Here is a 17,444-nt window from a genome sequence, read left to right as displayed (position 1 = left end):
GCACGGGCTCCGCTCCGCCCGCTCCCGACCTAAGACGGCTTCGCCTCCGCCTTCTCGTCGCCCCAGGACCGCAACACCTGCGCAAGTGCTGCCACGCCCTTGCCGATCTCGGCCGCCTCGAGGCTCGCATAGCCCATGACGATGCCGGCCCGGTCCGGCCGGTGGCCGGCATCACCTGCCGCATAGAGGGGCGAAACCGGATAGAGGCCGACGCCAGCCGCCCGCGCTCGCGCGATCAGCGCGTCTTCCTGCGCCTTTTCCAACTGCTCGAACCAGACGACCACATGCAGGCCGGCATCGGCGCCGGATATGGTCACCGCGTCGCCGAGCTCCGCCTTGAGCGCCGTCAGCAGGGCCTCCCGCCGGCGGCCATTGTTGCGCCGGCTGCGGCGGATGTGGCGCTCATAGGCGCCGCTTGCAATCATCGCCGCCAGTGCTTCCTGCTCGAGGCTTGGCGAATGGCGGTCGATCAGTTGTTTGGCGGCGGCAAAGGCCGGGACAAGCGGCGGCGGCACGACGAGATAGCCGAGCCGGAGCATCGGCGACAGGCTCTTGGAAATCGTGCCGAGATAAAGCACGTTTTCCGCCTGTCCCATGGTCTGGAGCGGCGGGATCGGCCGGATGTCGTATCGATATTCGCCGTCGTAATCATCTTCGAGCACATAGGCCCCGGTTCGCCTGGACCAGGCCAGAAGCTCCTGCCGCCGCCGGGCCGAAAGCACGCTGCCGAGCGGGAACTGATGCGAGGGCGTGACATAGGCGAGCCTGGCATCCTCCAATTGTTCGAGGATGTCGGTCCTCAGCCCTTCCGCGTCGACCGCGAGGGGAACCACCGCGGCGCCGGCGGCGGCAAAGACCCGGCGCGCCATCACATAGCCCGGATCCTCCATCGCCACCCGGTCGCCAGCATCGACGAGCACGCGCGCCGCAAGGTCCAGCCCCTGCTGCGAGCCGTTGACGACGACGATCTGATCCGGATCGCAACTGAGCCCCCGCGCGCGCCAGAGATAGGCCTGCAGGGCCATGCGCAGGGCAGACGAACCGGCGGGGTGATCATAGGCAAGCCGCGGCCTTCGCCGGCGGAGCGCCGCGTTGACCGACTGCCGCCACGCCTCCTCCGGAAAATCCGCGGCCGACAGGTCGCCGTAACGAAAGTCGGCAATCAGCCGAGCAGAAACCGGCGGCATCCAGATCGGCCCGTCGCAAAGGGCAGCCCCCAGGCGTGACAGGCGAACCGCCGCCGCACCCTTGTCCCGATGCTTCTGGCTCGCTGGGCGCCCGGGCGCGGCCACCGAGCCGGGACCCTGCCAGGCCGCAAGCAACGCAACCCGCGAGCGCGCGCCCTGCCGGCTTTCCAGATACCCCTCGGACAGAAGCTGCTCATAGGCGGCCGTCACCGTCGTGCGCGAAACGCCAAGCTCGGCGGCGAGCGCCCGCGTCGACGGCAGCAGCGCCTCGGCGCCATAGGTGCCGTCAAGGACCTGTGCCTTCAGCGCCTCATAGATCCGCCGGGCGGTCCCGACCGTCGCCTCTTCTTTCATCGTCACAAACTGGCCCACGTATTTATACGGAAACTGGATATTCTTGGCCGTCCAGTTTGCCTCTATGACGGGACGAGCACAAGGAGCGAGATCATGTACACACCGCCTGCCTTCAAGGAAGAAACGCTGAGCGTGTTGCACGACATCATCGAGGCGGCTTCGCTTTCGACCCTCGTCACCGCCACGGCCGATGGGCTGCTTGCGAGCCCGCTGCCGCTGCTGCTTGATCGCAACGAGGGGCCGAACGGCACGCTCTACGGCCACGTCGCCCGCGCCAACCCGCAAGGAACGACACCGGTCATCGGCGCGGCTATGGCGACCTTCATGGGGCCGGACGCCTATGTCACGCCCTCCTGGTATGCCTCCAAGCGCGAACACGGCAAGGTCGTGCCGACCTGGAACTATGTCGCCGTGCACGCCTATGGCGCGGCCGAATTCTTCACCGACGAGGACCGGCTGCTCGACATCGTCACGCGGCTGACCAACCGGCATGAGGCCGGACGAGCCGAGCCCTGGCAGGTCAGCGACGCGCCCGCCGCCTTCGTCAAGGCGCAGCTTCGCGGCATCATCGGCCTCAGGCTGCCGATCGAGCGTCTCGACGGCAAGCGCAAGATGAGCCAGAACCGCAGTGCCGAGGACCGCACCGGCGTCGCGGCAGGGCTTGCCGCCAGCGCCCGCCGCGAGGATCGCCTCGTCGCTGAGGAAATACCGGTCTGACCACGGACGAACGGACCGCCGGCGGCTGACCCGCCGGCCCGAGCACTTGTGATTTTCCTTCAACTTTCCCGCGCAAGCCCTTACAACGACTCCCGCAAGAGGCCACGCAGCAGCAGACGAGGTATAACCGCATGCCATCGCTCGACATTCTCCTCACCTTCTTCGTCACCACGGCGATCTTCGCCTATATCCCGGGCCCGGCCATGCTCTACGCCGCCGCGCAAACCGTGGCCCGCGGCCGCTCTGCCGGAATGATGGCCTCGCTTGGCATTCATCTCGGCTGTTACGTGCACGTCATTGCCGCGGCTGCCGGCCTTTCGATGCTGTTCCATGCGGTGCCGACGCTGTATCTGGCAGTGAAGCTTGCAGGGGCCGCCTATCTCGTCTGGCTCGGCTTCACGCTGATGCGTACCAAGGCGACGGGCGACGGCAGCCTGCCCCTGACCGAGGCGAAATCGGCACGCCGCGCCTTCTTCGAGAGCATCACTGTCGAAGTACTGAACCCGAAGACCGCGATCTTCTTCGTCGCCTTCCTGCCGCAGTTCACCGATGCGTCTGCCGCCTTCCCGATCTGGGTGCAGTTCCTGCTGCTCGGCGCCCTCGCCAATCTGATGTTCTCCTCGGCCGATATCGTCTGCGTGTTCCTCGCCGGCGCCGTCGTCTCACGGATGCGCCGCTCCGGCAGGGCGCAGCGCCTGATGCAGCGCGCCGGCGGCACAGTGCTGATCGGGCTTGGCGCCCACCTCGCCTGGCAGCGGACCTGATGCCCGTCCGTTGAGCCGGCGCAGCGCCAGCCGATTGGCGCTGGCCGACTGGTGCTGCGCCGGGTGGCTCGCCATGCCCCGGTTGCACCGGCGCAAGTTGCCGCTATCATGCCCTTGAGGGCCATCGAGGGATACGCGCATGGGAGAAGGCGGCCAGGGAATTCGCACCACCGGCGCGGATGTGCTTGTCGATACGCTGCTTGCAAACGGCGTCGACGTCTGCTTCGCCAATCCCGGCACCTCGGAAATGCACTTCGTCGCGGCACTCGACCGCAAGCCGGAACTGCGCTGCATCCTCGGCCTCAGCGAAGGCCTCGTGACCGGCGCCGCCGATGGCTATGCGCGCATGACCGGGCGCCCGGCAGCGACCCTTCTGCACACCGGCCCTGGCCTTTCCAACGGCCTTGCCAACCTGCACAACGCCCGCCGCGCCCGGGCGGCTGTCGTCAACATCGTTGGCGACCACGCCTCCCATCACCTCCCGCTCGACGCACCGCTGACGACCGACATCGAGAGCTTGGCCGCGCCGATGTCGAACTGGGTCCGGCGCGTGAAGGATCCGGCTGATGTCGGTCCCACCGTTGCCGCCGCCGTTCAGGCCGCGCTGACGCCGCCGGGTGTCGCCACCATGATCCTGCCCGCCGACGCCGCCTGGGGAACGCTTGCCCTTGCCACCGCGCCACAAAAGGCGCCCATCGAAGCGCCGCGGCCGGCCAGCGCCGAGACGGTGCGCGAGGTAGCCCGCCTGATACGTTCGAATCCTCAAGGGATCGCCATGGTCGTCAGCGGCGCTGCGGCGCAGGCCGATGGCCTGGCCGTCGCCGGGCGGATCGCGGCTGCGTGCGGCATCCAGCTTTTCAACGAGGTTCTGGTCGCCCACACCCAGCGCGGCCGCGGACGGGTCGCGCCGGCGCGCATCCCCTACCCGATCGACATGGCGCTCGCCACGCTCAAGGACGTCCGCGTTCTCATCCTTGTCGGCGCGCCCGAGCCGGTCGCCTTCTTCGCCTATCCCGGCATGCCGGGCCGGCTGGTGCCGGAGGGCTGCACGGTCGCAACCCTTGCCCGCCATGGCGAAGACCTGAAGGCGACACTGGAGGCGCTTGGTGACGAACTCGGCGTCAGCCCGACCGGGCCGCTGCCAACGGCAGGCACCCCCACCGACACCGGCGAGCCCTCGGGCCCGCTCACCGAAGACGCGATCGCCGTCATCGTCGCGCACAAGGTGCCGGAGGACGCAATCGTCTGCGACGAAGGGGTCACCTCGGCGCGGCGCTTCTTTGCCCTGTCCGCCTTCTCCGCACCGCACGACCTCATCATGCAAACCGGCGGCGCGATCGGCGACGGTATCCCGCTTGCGACCGGCGCGGCCATCGCCTGCCCCGATCGGAAAGTGATCTGCCTGCAGGCCGACGGCAGCGCAATGTACAACATTCAAGGCTTGTGGACCCAGGCGCGCGAAAACCTCGACATCGTCACCGTCATCTTCTCCAACCGCACCTATGCCATCCTGCATGCCGAGATGCGCAATGTCGGCGTCGGGGAGATCGGCACCAATGCGCGGCAGATGCTGAACCTCGACAACCCCGCGCTCGACTGGGTGTCGCTTGCCCGCGGCCTTGGCGTCGAAGCTGCCGTTGCCACTTCCTGCGAGGCCTTCGCCGCGCTCTTTTCCGCAGCGCTGTCGCGGCGCGGACCGTTCCTGATCGAGGCGCGCCTGGCGTGAGTTTCGGCGCCGTTTTCGCAGTCCTTGGGACGGCGATTGGCGAGCAGCCGCGGTACCCCAGATCGCCTGGAAAAGGACCGTCCAGCACCCGATAATCACAGGGTAAGATATTGATATAAATATGATTTTTACAAAGATTCGGGCGCAAACTTGCGCCTGCGGACTTCTCGCTTATATTAGCGACGCCCTAGGTTCGCACTCATCTGCCTTGAGTCGCATTTCAGTTTTGGGCCCCCTTCAACCGGCAGCGTTCTTTGCCGGTGGACCAACGAAGGAGACACTTCATGTCCTTTAAGAAAGACCTAACCAAGGCTCCAGGCGCATCTCTGTCCCGCGTCAAAATCGGAGCCGCCATCAAGCGTTCGCGTGAAACCGCCGGTTATTCGGTTGACGATCTGTCGGTCACGACAGGCCTGACGGAAATTGAAATATCCAAGATCGAGCTCGGCGCCGATACCGATCCCGCCAAGCTGCAGCGCATCGCCGCCGCACTGCAGGTCTCGCCGCAGACCTTCACCTGAAAAGCGGGGGCGGTGCGCGACAGATACGCGTACCGCCGCCTGACCTCCCCTGCCACCGCTGGCCGGCGTGTTTGCTTTACCCCGTAGCCGATTAAAGGACAAAAGCATGCAGGATTTCAAAGTTCTGCAGCGACCTTCGCCCTTCTGACAAGACGCCCGGCGCTGTCGGGCGCGATGCGGAAGGCCAAGCCAGACTTCTCCCGACAGCAATCACACAAATGCACCGCCTCCAAAGCGGTCGCGCTGTCGGCTGACCCATGCGCCATATTCAGTCTCCATTGGCAGGGACCGAGCGTTCAATAGAAAGAAAAATAGCGGCACGAAAACCCGCATTTTCAGGCCTTTGACAAGGCTTATACAAGGACGGGAAAATAGATAATTTAATATTTTCATTGAGTTTCAAAAAGTATCGTCTATATATCAACTCATCGAATATTGCTTGTGACCTTTGACACAGCGCTTATGCGCGGCCAGATCTCCTCTCAAATATCGATCACCGCCAGAGAAATATTTTCTGGCAAACTCCACGATTGAAAGGAAATCGTCATGGCTTCGGGCACTGTAAAGTGGTTCAACAGCACCAAGGGCTTCGGCTTTATTCAACCGGATGACGGCAGCACCGACGTGTTTGTCCATATCTCCGCAGTAGAACGCGCTGGTCTGCGCTCGCTCGCCGACGGTCAGAAGGTGACCTTCGACGTCGTCGCCGACCGCAAGTCGGGCAAGAGCTCGGCCGACAATCTGCGCGCCGAATAATTTGTCATTCGCCCTTCTCTGACCACGGATGTACTGGCAGGAAAGGCTTGAATGACGGGAAGAGGTCGGGGAACAACCCGGCCTTTTTGCATCTTTGGCCCCTTCACTTCCGATATGGAGCTCGTCATGAGCCGCACGGCCTGCGAGATCGGCGACAGGGTCAAACTGAGGGCATCCGCCACACAGTCGGCCTTGGTCAGCCCCTTCGGCGTCATCGTCGGCCTTTTGCCCACGGAAGATCGCGGCGAGCCCCGCTTTCGCGTACGGGTCGACGGTGAGACATTTGAACGCTCGGTCCTTGCGACCGACATCGAACACGCCGAGACCGCCACACCGGACCCCGCTCAGGCGGAAGCTACCGGCCCCTGGCTCAAGAAACTGAGCGCCAAGCGCGGCAGATAGGCGCATGCGCCTCGCCCGCGCTGCAATCGACAACAGGAGAACATGTTTTGCAGGTACTCGTTAGAGACAACAACATCGACCAGGCTTTGCGCATTCTGAAGAAGAAGATGCAGCGCGAAGGGCTTTTCCGCGAGTTCAAGGCCCGCAGCAGCTATGAAAAGCCGTCGGAAAAGCGCGTGCGGGAAAAGGCGGAAGCCGTCCGACGCCAGCGCAAGCTGGCGCGCAAGAAGCTGCAGCGCGAAGGCCTGCTGCCCAGCCCCAAGAAGGCGGCGCGCACGCGCTGACCCCTCTGGGTCGGCAGCACCCGCCCGTTTCAGGAGACAGGTCATGACGCCCAACGCTAACGCAGCATTCAAGCCGGCCAAGACCTCCGCGAGCGACAAGGCGGCCGCAACCGATCATACGGCGAGAGCCATCGTTGCGGCTGAAAAGATCGCCCGCGACAAGAAGACCGAAAAGCTCAAGGCGCAACGCCTTGAGCGCGCCGCCGCCGAACCGGCCGCGGAGGTGTCCGCAAGCAAGCCGGCCCGGAAATCGCGCCGGTCCTGACTGACACAGAAAAACACACACCCTCCTGGCCGCCGGCAACGGGCGTCAACCCTGAGGTCATCCCAGCACGGTCCACCCGAGACGGAAAGACGCTCCGGGGGTAGAGTTCCTGGAAGCGCGCCTTGGGCGCTCGCACGCATGCGCCACGCAAACGACAGTTCCCATCAACAGGAGGGGCCTATGTCATCCGCAGAGCAGCATCCACTGATTCCCTCGGACCTTGCCATGCTCGACGGCGTGCTGCGGCGCGCGGGCTTTCACCAGCATGTCGACCTTGATGACCAGGAAAGCCTCCGTCTTGCCGCCGTCTTTCTGATCGGCAGGTTCCAGGCGGGCGTTATCACCGCCGATGCCCTGCTTTGCGAGCTTCAGGGCCGGAGCGGGCAGCGCACTCCGCGTCAGATTGAAACCGCAAATCTCGAACAGTGGGAGAACGATGGCGGCGCGCCGCAAAGGCGCAGCGCCGTTACCCGCTACACCGGCGCCCGACGCCTCCCCTGGCCGGAGGCCATGCCGCCCCGGGACCTGGCCTCGTTTGCTCGTAAAGGCCCCAAATCGGGATGAGGCTTGTGTGCTGGAACGCAAAAGGGTGCCGCCAAGGGGATCTTCCTTGTGCCGGACACTTTTGAGGCGCATGGTTTGACGATCGACACGGGCCGACTTGGCTTATCGCGGTGTGAGGGGCTCTCGAGCCGCCATATCCTCCTTTATCGACAGCAGCGCATGCGCGCGTTCGCGCCAAGGCGAGCCGCCGTCTGGCCAATTTCGCGGGCTGGGTAGCAATTGTCGTCACTGCCGAATTGCGGGCACCGCATTTCGCTCGAACGAACGGCGACGAGCCGCCGCTTACTCACGATTGGACGAACCCATGTTCCACACGCTGACACACAGACTTCGCCGATACGACTATACCCTGGCGGCAATCAAGGCGTCACTCGTCCTGTCCCTGCTCTTCGTCGCGTTCGTGACGCTAAGCGGCCTCTTGTGGTGACGGCCGCCGCAAATCCATGATGTTCCGTGAGATGACACGCAGCCATCCGCGACGGAGTGCTTCCCCATATTGCGCCGACGTGGCGATCGGGGGCAAATTGCCTCACGATTCTCCCTGAGCTCCGTCACACCGGGGCACCCATCGGCATCGCGCCCGCAACGGAACATCTCATGCCACTTCACCTCGAAACTCCGCTGATCGAATCCCTGCCGCTGGGTCTTGCCTCGGGCCGCTCAATCTTTCTGAAGATGGACGCGCTGCAGCCACCGGGTTCGTTCAAGATCCGCGGCGTCGGCGCTGCCTGCGAGCACCACGCGCGCGCCGGCAAGCGGCGCTTCGTCTCCTCCTCCGGCGGCAATGCCGGCATGGCGGTCGCCTATGCCGGGCGCATGCTTTCGATCCCTGTATTCGTCTTCGTTCCCGAAACGACGACCGAGCGCGCGAAGGGCCTGATCCGCCAGCAGGGCGCCGACGTCATCGTGCACGGCACCGCCTGGGATGAGGCGAATGCAGCCGCCCTCGCCTCCCTCGATGCCGACACCGCCTTCATCCATCCCTTCGACGACCCGCTGCTGTGGACCGGTCACGCGACGATGATCGACGAGGTCGCGCGATCCGGCCTCGCCTTCGATGCCGTGGTGCTGTCAGTCGGCGGCGGCGGACTGTTTGCCGGCGTTGCCGAGGGGCTCGCGCGCAACGGGCTTGGCCACGTGCCGATCCTTGCCGTCGAGACCGAAGGCACCGCTTCGCTGGCCGCCTCGATGGACGCGGGCTCGCTGACGGAACTCCCCTCCGTCAGCGGCATCGCAACGTCGCTCGCCGCCCGCAAGGTCAGCGAGCGCGCCTTCGAGCTGAGCCAGACGCGCCCAGTCGAGAGCGTCGTCGTCAGCGACACGGACGCCGCGCAAGCCTGCATCCGCTTCCTCGACGACCACCGCGTGCTGGTCGAGCCCGCCTGCGGCGCCGCCCTCGCCGTCGCCTACGCCCACGCCGACCGGCTGGCGCGCTTCGAGCGCATCCTGATGATCGTCTGCGGCGGCGCGACGACCACAGTCGAGCGGCTGCAGGCCTGGCAGGAGTTTTGAACCAAGCGCCCGAGCTCCCGGCCATTGATATCAGGTTGATCTGGAAATCACCTCTGCGCGAACTTATGTCCGGTACGTAACCACAGCGTGTTCCGGCTCGCGGCAGGGAAGGCAGATGCTTGATACGTTCATTCGCCATGCGACGACCACCCTCCGGGTTCTCTGGTGGATGACGATCGTCGGCACGGCGACCACTTTCGGCACCCTTTACGGCTGGCAGGGTTACGGCTTGGACGGCGCAATCGGCTTCGGTCTGGTTGGTTTCACCGCTGGCGCGGCCTTTGCCGCCCTGTTCCCCGAAATCTGTCTTGAGCTGTTCGGAAGGGTCTTTCTGGGCGTCTTTCGGCTTCTCTGGGATTAGTCTGACCCAATTCCAGGAAAAGCGTGAAGCTATCCGGGAGATGTATGCCAAACGAAAAAAGCCGGAGCATGCGCCCCGGCTTTTCTCATTCAACCGTTCGATAAGGCTTAGTTCTTCGCCTTGTCGACCAGCTTGTTCTTGCCGATCCAGGGCATCATGCCGCGGAGCTTGGCGCCGACTTCTTCGATCTGGTGGCTGTCGTTGACGCGGCGGATGCCCTTGAAGCGAGCCGCACCCGACTTGTATTCCTGCATCCACTCGGAGGTGAACTTGCCGGTCTGGATGTCCTTGAGGACGCGCTTCATCTCGGCCTTGGTTTCTTCGGTGATGATGCGCGGACCCGTGACGTATTCGCCCCACTCGGCCGTGTTCGAGATCGAGTAGTTCATGTTGGCGATGCCGCCTTCATAGATCAGGTCGACGATCAGCTTTACTTCGTGCAGGCACTCGAAATAGGCCATTTCCGGGGCGTAGCCGCCTTCGACCAGCGTTTCGAAGCCGGCGCGGATGAGCTCGACGAGACCGCCGCACAGAACGACCTGTTCGCCGAAGAGGTCGGTTTCGCACTCTTCCTTGAAGTTGGTCTCGATGATGCCCGAACGGCCGCCGCCGACGCCGCAGGCGTAGGAGAGAGCGAGGTCAAGGGCGTTGCCCGAAGCGTCCTGGTGAACGGCAACGAGGCAGGGAACGCCGCCGCCCTTCTGGTATTCGCCGCGAACCGTGTGGCCCGGGCCCTTCGGCGCGATCATGACGACGTCGAGCGAAGCCTTCGGCTCGATCAGGCCGAAGTGAACGTTGAGGCCGTGGGCGAAAGCGATCGCAGCGCCGTCACGGATGTTGCCGGCGATTTCGGCCTTGTAGATTTCGGCCTGGAGTTCGTCCGGGGTCGCCATCATGATGAGGTCGGCCCACTTGGCGGCTTCTGCTACCGAGAGAACCTGGAGACCGTCGGCCTCGACCTTGGCAGCCGTTGCCGAACCCGGCTTCAGAGCGATGCGGATTTCCTTGGCGCCGGAATCCTTGAGGTTCAGCGCATGGGCGCGGCCCTGGCTGCCGTAGCCGACGATGGCGACCTTCTTCGACTTGATCAGGTTGATATCGGCATCACGATCGTAATAGACGCGCATTGTTGTGGTCCTTCCCGTTGTTTGTCAGTTGCTTCCGCTGCATTACCCGGGAGCTCCGGGCCCTGCAGCAATTCCTGGTGTCGCAGCGACCTTTGCGCTTCTTTCGAAGCGCGGCGCTGTGACTTTTCTTTGCCGCAGCGACCTTACGCTTCTTTCGAAGCGCGGCGCTGCGGGCCGTTACCTTTTCGTGCCGTAAAGCGAAAGGAAGGCGGATACCGCCTGCTCCGCCTTGCGGCCAAAACTTTGTCTCATCTCGCCGGCCTCTTCGCCGAGCAGCATCTTCAGATGCCAGTCGGAGACGATCAGCCCATAAAGCGCGCCATAGGCCTCGTCGGCATCGTCGAACGTCAAGAGGCCCGCCTTGCGGCCGGCTTCGAGCAGCGCTGCGGCCCGGCGGCCGATCTGCCGACGCCCGCGTTCCTGCAGCATGTGGCCGAGCTTGGAGCCGTCGCGGCTCGCCTGGCCGATCGCCAGACGGTTGAGCGCCAGCGACACGTCACCGGCGAGAACCTCAAGCAGATCCTTGGCAAAAACGATCAGATGCCGCTGCAGGCTCTCGGCATCGAGCGCGCGGGCGGCAACGTCCTGCGTGCGCACCTTGCTCGCCTGGAAGCCGATCATCGCCGAAATCAGCCCGTCGCGATCGCCGAACCACTTGTAGAGGCTTTCCTTGGAGCAATTGGCAGCACGCGCGATGCCGGCCGTCGTCAGCGCCTTTTCGCCGCCGTCGACGAGAAGTCGCAATGCCTGCTCGAGAACGGCGCCCTGACGTTCCGTCAGCCCCTCCCCGGCATTCGCCTCTCTCATCGCCACAGTCATCTGCACGCTGCCTCGCCCTCGATCAGTACCGTACGGTACGGTTCGCAGTGTTCTAGTGAAGCCTCTCCAGAGCGTCAAGACGATTCTTGCAAAGGGGCGAAATTTCGACGGTGACGGCGCAGAAGCCGCGCCATAGGGTGCGAACCGACGGAATGGAGGTCGACCTGCCCTCGTCAGACGTAGGTGTTTGATCGTGGCGCGGTCGATCACGCGATCGATGGAATGGAGTCCAACGCATGCAGCAGCCGGCCCTCGGGATCCTGATTGGAGGAAGCTCGCATGTCGGGAAGTCGACACTCGCCAGGGCTCTCGCAAGTTCGCTCGGGCGGGAGCTGATCTCGACGGACGATCTGGGCCGCCATCCCGGCAGGCCCTGGCCGTCGGTCCGTCCTCAGGTCGCCGAGTACTATGCAAGCCTGACCGACGAGACCATCCATTGGTTCCTGAAGGTGCACCACGAAAACATGTGGCCGCGCATCCGCCAGATCATCGAAAGCCGCCTAAAACACGCTCAACCCTTCGTGCTTGAAGGTGCCGCGCTCCGGCCGGAGTATATGGCTCAATTCGAACAAGAGGACATCCTCCCCCTGTTTCTCTACGCGGATGACGCTTTCCTGCGCCGGCGTATGCTGGAAGAATCTCGGCGCGCAGATGCTGACGGGACGAAGGCCGCGATCATCGACAAGTTCATCGAGCGCTCGATCCGCGAAAACAGAGAGATGCTGGAGGCTGCCGGAACCGCCGACATCCGGTGTATCGATGTCGCGGCGCCCGGGACGCTCGACGCCTTGGTGAAAGAGTTTTCGGCGGCCTGATCACCGAGGTCGGCCAACCGAACGTTACATGCGCCGCACCGGCTCCATTCCAAGAAGCTCCAGACATTTCCCGATGACCTGTGCGACGAGCCTGCATGTGGCAAGCCGACCCGACGGATCATCTGCCTTCAGCACCGGGCAATCCGCGTAGAAGCGGCTGAACGCATCTGCCACCTGGTAGGCCCGGTCGGCGATCTCGAAGGATTCGAGCTGATGCGCCGCCTGCGAAAGCGCATGCGGATACCAGAGACATTCCATCAGCACGGCCCGCTCGGACGGATGGCTGATCGAGACCATCTCGGCTGGAACCATGCCCGCCTCCTCGGCCTTGTCCAGGATCGATGAGATCCGGGCGTAGGCATATTGAAGATACGGACCCGTCCGCCCCTCGAAGGAGGTCATCCTGTCGATGTCAAAAACATAACCTGTGTTTCGCGGCGTGGAGAGGTCGGTAAACTTCAGGGCGCCGAGACCGACGGCCGTGGCCGCCTCGCCGTCAGTCACCTTTTCCGACGACTTGGCAAGCGCCAGATCGATCATGTCGCCGACCGATGCGGCCGACCCGTCGCGGGTCTTGAAGGGCTTGCCGTCGCTGCCACGAACGGTGCCGAAGGTCGCGTGCCGCAGTTCGACGCCATCGGCATAACCTGCCGTCCGCGCCGCCGAAAACACGCTGGCAATATGCAGCGCCTGCCGGTCGTCGGTGCAATAGACGATCTGCTCTGTACCGAGATCGCGCACCCGCTGGCGCAGCGTCGCGAGATCCGTCGTGCCGTAAAGCGCAGCGCCGTCGCTCTTCTGAAGAAGCAGAGGTGGCGCATTGTCTGGAAGTCCGTCACCGGCGACATCCATGACAAGAGCACCGTCGCTCTCCCGAGCGAGCTTGCGGGCAACGAGGTCGGCAAGCATGGGCGCGACTTCGGCATGCGCATCGCTTTCCCCCTTGAACAGGTCGAAATGCGCCCCTAGCACCTCTGCTGTGGCCGAGATCGCGACCAAGGAAATGGCCCGCATGCGCCCCCAGGCCGCGGTCAGGAGTGGATCTCCGTCCTGCAGTCTCGTGGTCAGCATCCGCGCCTGCGCAAGCGACGTCTCGTCCTCGCAGGCCGCATTGCCCGACCTGTAGAGAATGCCAAGTTCATCGACGGTCATGGCATCGAATGCGCGGGGATCGATGAAGGGCGCGGGATCGCCGGCTTTCCATCCGGCGGCCAAGGCCGCACCCAACAGAAGCTTGCCCATCTGCAGGCCCCAGTCGCCGAGATGGATATCGGACAGCACGTCGTGGCCGATCTCAAGCAGGATGCGCCGCAGGCTTTCGCCGATGACGAAGGAACGCAGGTGCCCGACATGCAACGCCTTGGCGACGTTGGGTCCGCCGAAATCGATGATGGTGCGCAGCGGCTGCACCTTCTCGGCGGCAAGCGACCCATCGGCCAGCATCGCCGTCGCCTCCGCGGCAACCGCCGCATCCGTCAGCCGGACGTTGATGAAACCCGGACCGGCGACGGACACTTCCGCGAATTCTTCGCCGCGTGCCGCCTCGGCAACCTCAGCGGCAAGTTCGCGCGGATTCCGGCCGGCGGATTTTGCCAGCCGCATCATGTCGTTGCATTGGAGATCGCCGAACTCGGGCCGTGTCGACCGGGCGATGGAGGGTTCGGCTTTAAGGCCGTTCAGTTCATAGGCGCGAGCAAGGGCTGCGAGTGCTGCCGATTTGACGGACATGGATCATTTCCTGAAATTGCATGAAAAGGAGCGCAAAAGCGTTGAGAGCTTCAGCGTCGTCGTTCTGCAATTTTCGGAACCATGTTCATGGCAAGCCTCGAGATTGGAGCCCTTCAATAGTCCGTTCGGTGACCGCTGGCAATGTTATGATCGGCTGCGCCGTCACTACGTTGGTGTGGCTCAGAAGGCCCCCTCTTCCGCCTGACGGCACCCACTCGCCCAACAAGGCCCGCCCGATTTCCCGCTAATCGCGGACCCCGTTCGCGGTGCCGGCAGCATGGCACGTCACCTATATCCCCGCCCGCGGGGAGAGGGTTATTCCTCGGGTTAAACCCGATGAGCGGGGCAATGCCTCTGGACACGCGAACACCACGCCTCAACCAACACCTACTTCCACCCCCGAACCGCCTCTTCGATGAAAGCCGCGACCGCCGCCACGCTCGGCACGCGCGCCCGTTCCGGGTGCATCATCAGATAGACTGGGCGCTCGGCGGCCGCCCCCGGTTCGTCCACCGCCTCGAAACGCGGATCGCGTGAGGCCGAAACCTCCGGCAGCATCAGTTCGGCGCCGAGCGAAAGGGCCGCCTCCATCAGGATCTCCAGCTTGTCGGCCGTCAGCGCCACGCGGGCATCCGGTCTGAGCCGGTCAAGCGCCTGCATCTCCGGCACATGGGCGAGTGCCGGGCCGTAGCGCACGACCGGGCATGGGCCTTCTCCCTGCCCCCTCGGCCGGAACAGGCGGAAACGCAGCGTGCCGAGGCTCTTCACCCGCACACTGTCTTCGCCGGTGCGGGCCATGCGGATGGCGATGTCGGCCTCGCGCCGCTCGATGCTCAGCATCTGGTTGTCGGCAACGAGATCGAGGGTGAGGCCCGGATGGCGCTGTTCGAGGCGGGCAAGCGCCGGCGCCAGGATGGCGCTCAAGACGAAGCCGATGCTGGTCACCCGTACCTGGCCCTGCAGTTCCGCCGTGCGCCGCAGCAGCGTCGCCAGCGACAGCGACGCCTCCTCCGAGATCGTCCGAAGCCGCTCGACGACGGGGGAAAGCACCGGCGTCGGCGTCAGCCGGCCGTCGATGCGGTCGAAGAGCGCCGCCCCCACCCGCCGCTCCAGCGCCGCAAGCCGGCGCGACACCGTGGTCTGGTCGACACCAAGCGAGCGCGCCGCCTGGCTGAGCGTCGCACCGCGCACCAGATGATCGAGCAGTTCGAGATCCGCCCATCCCCCTGCATTCATGCAGATAGTCCTCCGAAAAATTCGGATCACTCTGCGCCAACGCAGCCGCTAAGATCAAGCCCATAGACCGACCGCTTCGACGAACCAACGCCAGGGCTACGGCCCCGAAACCACCGCCCGGCCAGGGCGGACTTCCACCAAACACCCTGCACCGTCCGCACAAACAAGGAGCCTTCCCATGTCCGATTCCGCGCCCGCAGCAACCCTTTTCACACTTGCCGGCGTCACGCTCGCCCCGCCGCCGCTTGGCGAAGCGACGCTGGTGCTGATCGACTACCAGAACGAATATCTGGCCGGCCCCGTGCGCCTGGTCGAGCCGGAAGCGGCGATCGAAAAGGCGCGGCAGTTGCTGGTCGCCGCTCGCGCCGCCGGCGCGAAGATCATCCACGTCGCTCATAAGGGGGCCGCCGGCGGCATGTTCGACCGGGGGGCGCACCGCGGCGCGATCGTCGATGCGCTGACGCCAATCGCCGGCGAAGCGGTGGTCGAGAAGATCCGGCCCAACGGCTTTTCGGACACCAACCTTGCCGAAATCATTGGGCCGGCCGGCACGCCGGTGATCTTCGCCGGCTTCATGACCCACAATTGCGTGTCGTCGACGGCCCGCGCGGCCAAGGATCTCGGCTACGGCATCACCATCGCATCCGATGCCTGCACCACACGCGACCTGCCATCGGCAAGCGGCACCATCTCCGCCCGTGCCCTGCATGACGCCGAACTTGCCGGCCTTGCCGACCACCACGGCGCGGTCGTCAATGTCGCCGCGCTGATTGCGGCACGCAGCTGAGAGACCCGTCGTTCCCTTCGAAAACGGGCGTCCGCAGCTGCGGGCGCCTTTCTCTTGCCATGCAGATGGCGAAGATTACGAAAATATAATGATCTCAATGCTTTTCGCCGGGTCCATTCGCTTCTATTTTTGAACCTATCCATTTTGGCATCGGCGATGCCGGTTAGGCGCAAGCGATGAACAAGACAGCCAAGACGGCGCGAGCCGACACCACGCCCCGAGACGATGCGGCGCCCAACGTCACCTTCATTCCCGGTGCGGTGAAGACGGTGAAGCGCAGGCGCCGCTCGCGAGCCTGGCTGTGGCTGCCGGTCATCCTCGCCGTCGCCGGCGCCGGCTATTACGGCTGGACGCGCTATGGAGAGAACCCGGCCTCGACCGCAATGGTGACCGAGGTGGTGACCCGCGGCGACATCGAAAACAGCGTGACCGCCGTCGGTACGCTCGACGCGGTCAATTCCGTCGATGCCGGCGCCCAGGTCTCCGGCCAGTTGAAGGCGCTGCATGTGGCGATCGGCGACACGGTCACGCAAGACCAGCTCGTCGCCGAGATCGATCCGGCCACCATCGAGAACCGCATAGAGATCGACCAGGCGGAGCTTGCCAACCTTCAGGCCCAGCTCATTTCCAAGAGGGCGCAGCTCGTCCTCAAGCAGGCCAATATCGACCGCCAGCGCAATCTCGTCGAAACCCGGAGCGTGGCGCAATCGACGCTCGACCAGGCGATTGCCGATCTCGCCGCCGCCGAGGCCGACGTCAACGCCATCGAGGCGCAGATCCGCAAGCAGCAGGCGACCCTTGCCGGCGACAAGGTCGATCTCGGTTACACCAAGATCTACGCGCCGATCTCGGGCACCATCGTCGCCAACCCGGCCAAGGCCGGCCAGACGCTGAATGCCAACCAGACGACGCCGACCATCGTCACCATCGCTGACCTCTCGACCATGACCGTCAAGGCGCAGGTGTCGGAAGCAGACGTCACCCGGCTGAAGGTCGGCATGGATGCCTATTTCACCCTGCTCGGCCAGCCCGGCAAACATTTTGCCGGCAAGCTTCGCCAGATCCAGCCGATGCCGGACACGGCCAACAACGTCGTGCTCTATTACGCACTCTTCGACGTGCCCAATCCCGAAGGCGAACTGATGATGTCGATGAGCGCCCAGGTGTTCTTCGTGCAAGCCGCCGCCAAGGACGTATTGATCGTGCCGAGCGGCGCCTTGAGCCATCCGGCCAAGGGTACGGGAGATGCAACGGGTGAGAGCAACGGCCGACGCGACGGCCAGAGAAACGGAACCGGAAGCGGGCCCCGCAAGGCGCAGGTGACCGTGGTTACGGCTTCCGGCGCGCTCGAAACCCGCGACGTCGAAATCGGCATTCGCAACCGCGTCAGCGCCGAGATCAGAAGCGGCCTCCAGGAGGGCGAGAAGGTGGTCGTCAGCACCGGATCGACAGGGAGCGGCAACGCCCGCGACAACCGAAACCAGCGTGGCATGCGCATGCCGCCGATGTTCTGATCCAA

Annotated in this window: 19 protein-coding genes; 14 read left to right on the top strand and 5 right to left on the bottom strand. The window is 64.4% G+C overall.

The window, feature by feature from the left end:
* Positions 1-29: 29 nt before the first annotated feature.
* Positions 30-1,541 (bottom strand): PLP-dependent aminotransferase family protein, encoded by a 1,512-nt coding sequence (locus ASD63_RS01705; RefSeq protein ID WP_051659291.1) that lies wholly within the window; start codon positions 1,539-1,541, stop codon positions 30-32.
* A 93-nt stretch (positions 1,542-1,634) separates the two neighbouring features.
* Between ASD63_RS01705 and ASD63_RS01700 the strand changes: the two genes are divergently transcribed.
* The 11 genes from ASD63_RS01700 to ASD63_RS01650 all read left to right on the top strand — a co-directional run bounded on the left by ASD63_RS01700 (position 1,635) and on the right by ASD63_RS01650 (position 9,413).
* A complete protein-coding gene (locus ASD63_RS01700) occupies positions 1,635-2,258 on the top strand; it encodes an FMN-binding negative transcriptional regulator (RefSeq protein ID WP_034792971.1) in 624 nt (207 codons plus the stop codon).
* Between the two features lie 131 nt (positions 2,259-2,389).
* Complete coding sequence (locus ASD63_RS01695) at positions 2,390-3,022, top strand: LysE family translocator (RefSeq protein ID WP_034792969.1); 633 nt, start codon at positions 2,390-2,392, stop codon at positions 3,020-3,022.
* Between the two features lie 139 nt (positions 3,023-3,161).
* The gene (locus ASD63_RS01690; RefSeq protein WP_034792967.1) at positions 3,162-4,748 is read left to right on the top strand and encodes an acetolactate synthase large subunit; all 1,587 of its coding nucleotides are present in this window, start codon (positions 3,162-3,164) and stop codon (positions 4,746-4,748) included.
* A 284-nt stretch (positions 4,749-5,032) separates the two neighbouring features.
* The gene (locus tag ASD63_RS01685; protein ID WP_034792964.1) at positions 5,033-5,269 is read left to right on the top strand and encodes a helix-turn-helix transcriptional regulator; all 237 of its coding nucleotides are present in this window, start codon (positions 5,033-5,035) and stop codon (positions 5,267-5,269) included.
* A 546-nt stretch (positions 5,270-5,815) separates the two neighbouring features.
* Entirely contained in the window at positions 5,816-6,025 is a 210-nt protein-coding gene (locus ASD63_RS01680) for a cold-shock protein (RefSeq protein WP_034792962.1), read from the top strand.
* A 126-nt stretch (positions 6,026-6,151) separates the two neighbouring features.
* The gene (locus tag ASD63_RS01675) at positions 6,152-6,427 is read left to right on the top strand and encodes a hypothetical protein (RefSeq protein ID WP_034792960.1); all 276 of its coding nucleotides are present in this window, start codon (positions 6,152-6,154) and stop codon (positions 6,425-6,427) included.
* Positions 6,428-6,474: 47 nt separating this feature from the next.
* Positions 6,475-6,711, top strand: coding sequence for a 30S ribosomal protein S21 (gene rpsU / locus ASD63_RS01670; RefSeq protein WP_034792958.1), 237 nt, complete (start codon positions 6,475-6,477; stop codon positions 6,709-6,711).
* A 43-nt stretch (positions 6,712-6,754) separates the two neighbouring features.
* Entirely contained in the window at positions 6,755-6,976 is a 222-nt protein-coding gene (locus ASD63_RS01665) for a hypothetical protein (RefSeq protein WP_034792918.1), read from the top strand.
* A gap of 180 nt (positions 6,977-7,156) precedes the next feature.
* On the top strand, positions 7,157-7,540 hold the full coding sequence (locus ASD63_RS34780; RefSeq protein ID WP_060516030.1) for a hypothetical protein: 384 nt from the start codon (positions 7,157-7,159) through the stop codon (positions 7,538-7,540).
* A 597-nt stretch (positions 7,541-8,137) separates the two neighbouring features.
* Positions 8,138-9,052: a pyridoxal-phosphate dependent enzyme gene (locus tag ASD63_RS01655; RefSeq protein WP_034792908.1), complete on the top strand. Its 915-nt coding sequence runs from the start codon at positions 8,138-8,140 to the stop codon at positions 9,050-9,052.
* Positions 9,053-9,167: 115 nt separating this feature from the next.
* Entirely contained in the window at positions 9,168-9,413 is a 246-nt protein-coding gene (locus tag ASD63_RS01650; RefSeq protein WP_034792901.1) for a hypothetical protein, read from the top strand.
* Between the two features lie 107 nt (positions 9,414-9,520).
* On the opposite strand, the gene ilvC is transcribed toward ASD63_RS01650, so the two are convergent.
* Positions 9,521-10,540, bottom strand: a complete 1,020-nt coding sequence (gene ilvC / locus ASD63_RS01645; RefSeq protein WP_034792899.1) for a ketol-acid reductoisomerase — start codon at positions 10,538-10,540, stop codon at positions 9,521-9,523.
* 177 nt (positions 10,541-10,717) lie between these two features.
* A complete protein-coding gene (locus ASD63_RS01640) occupies positions 10,718-11,365 on the bottom strand; it encodes a TetR/AcrR family transcriptional regulator C-terminal domain-containing protein (RefSeq protein WP_034792897.1) in 648 nt (215 codons plus the stop codon).
* Between the two features lie 230 nt (positions 11,366-11,595).
* On the opposite strand from ASD63_RS01640, the gene ASD63_RS01635 reads away from it, so the two are divergent.
* Positions 11,596-12,174, top strand: a complete 579-nt coding sequence (locus ASD63_RS01635) for an AAA family ATPase (protein ID WP_034792881.1) — start codon at positions 11,596-11,598, stop codon at positions 12,172-12,174.
* A 24-nt stretch (positions 12,175-12,198) separates the two neighbouring features.
* On the opposite strand, the gene argS is transcribed toward ASD63_RS01635, so the two are convergent.
* Both argS and ASD63_RS01625 read right to left on the bottom strand, forming a co-directional pair.
* Positions 12,199-13,902: an arginine--tRNA ligase gene (gene argS / locus ASD63_RS01630; protein ID WP_060528763.1), complete on the bottom strand. Its 1,704-nt coding sequence runs from the start codon at positions 13,900-13,902 to the stop codon at positions 12,199-12,201.
* Positions 13,903-14,289: 387 nt separating this feature from the next.
* Positions 14,290-15,138, bottom strand: a complete 849-nt coding sequence (locus tag ASD63_RS01625; RefSeq protein ID WP_034792878.1) for a LysR family transcriptional regulator — start codon at positions 15,136-15,138, stop codon at positions 14,290-14,292.
* A gap of 178 nt (positions 15,139-15,316) precedes the next feature.
* Here ASD63_RS01625 and ASD63_RS01620 point away from each other — a divergent pair, with 178 nt between their 5' ends.
* The gene (locus ASD63_RS01620; protein ID WP_034792874.1) at positions 15,317-15,925 is read left to right on the top strand and encodes a cysteine hydrolase family protein; all 609 of its coding nucleotides are present in this window, start codon (positions 15,317-15,319) and stop codon (positions 15,923-15,925) included.
* Between the two features lie 176 nt (positions 15,926-16,101).
* Positions 16,102-17,439, top strand: coding sequence for an efflux RND transporter periplasmic adaptor subunit (locus tag ASD63_RS01615; RefSeq protein ID WP_034792871.1), 1,338 nt, complete (start codon positions 16,102-16,104; stop codon positions 17,437-17,439).
* The last annotated feature ends 5 nt before the right edge of the window (positions 17,440-17,444 follow it).

The organism is Ensifer sp. Root558, from assembly GCF_001427045.1.
In the GTDB taxonomy this organism is placed as follows: Bacteria; Pseudomonadota; Alphaproteobacteria; order Rhizobiales; family Rhizobiaceae; genus Ensifer; species Ensifer adhaerens.
The sequence above is the reverse complement of the archived record's forward strand: the minus strand, read 5'-3'. Positions and strand labels throughout refer to the sequence as shown.

Coding starts and splice junctions, on each gene's coding strand:
- ASD63_RS01615 (WP_034792871.1), top strand. CDS start 16,102: ATGAACAAGACAGCCAAGACGGCGCGAGCCGACACCACGCCCCGAGAC.
- ASD63_RS01685 (WP_034792964.1), top strand. CDS start 5,033: ATGTCCTTTAAGAAAGACCTAACCAAGGCTCCAGGCGCATCTCTGTCC.
- ASD63_RS01695 (WP_034792969.1), top strand. CDS start 2,390: ATGCCATCGCTCGACATTCTCCTCACCTTCTTCGTCACCACGGCGATC.
- ASD63_RS01690 (WP_034792967.1), top strand. CDS start 3,162: ATGGGAGAAGGCGGCCAGGGAATTCGCACCACCGGCGCGGATGTGCTT.
- ASD63_RS01635 (WP_034792881.1), top strand. CDS start 11,596: ATGCAGCAGCCGGCCCTCGGGATCCTGATTGGAGGAAGCTCGCATGTC.
- ASD63_RS01655 (WP_034792908.1), top strand. CDS start 8,138: ATGCCACTTCACCTCGAAACTCCGCTGATCGAATCCCTGCCGCTGGGT.
- ASD63_RS01705 (WP_051659291.1), bottom strand. CDS start 1,541: ATGAAAGAAGAGGCGACGGTCGGGACCGCCCGGCGGATCTATGAGGCG.
- ASD63_RS01675 (WP_034792960.1), top strand. CDS start 6,152: ATGAGCCGCACGGCCTGCGAGATCGGCGACAGGGTCAAACTGAGGGCA.
- ASD63_RS34780 (WP_060516030.1), top strand. CDS start 7,157: ATGTCATCCGCAGAGCAGCATCCACTGATTCCCTCGGACCTTGCCATG.
- ASD63_RS01650 (WP_034792901.1), top strand. CDS start 9,168: ATGCTTGATACGTTCATTCGCCATGCGACGACCACCCTCCGGGTTCTC.
- ASD63_RS01620 (WP_034792874.1), top strand. CDS start 15,317: ATGTCCGATTCCGCGCCCGCAGCAACCCTTTTCACACTTGCCGGCGTC.
- ASD63_RS01680 (WP_034792962.1), top strand. CDS start 5,816: ATGGCTTCGGGCACTGTAAAGTGGTTCAACAGCACCAAGGGCTTCGGC.
- ASD63_RS01625 (WP_034792878.1), bottom strand. CDS start 15,138: ATGAATGCAGGGGGATGGGCGGATCTCGAACTGCTCGATCATCTGGTG.
- ilvC (WP_034792899.1), bottom strand. CDS start 10,540: ATGCGCGTCTATTACGATCGTGATGCCGATATCAACCTGATCAAGTCG.
- argS (WP_060528763.1), bottom strand. CDS start 13,902: ATGTCCGTCAAATCGGCAGCACTCGCAGCCCTTGCTCGCGCCTATGAA.
- ASD63_RS01665 (WP_034792918.1), top strand. CDS start 6,755: ATGACGCCCAACGCTAACGCAGCATTCAAGCCGGCCAAGACCTCCGCG.
- ASD63_RS01700 (WP_034792971.1), top strand. CDS start 1,635: ATGTACACACCGCCTGCCTTCAAGGAAGAAACGCTGAGCGTGTTGCAC.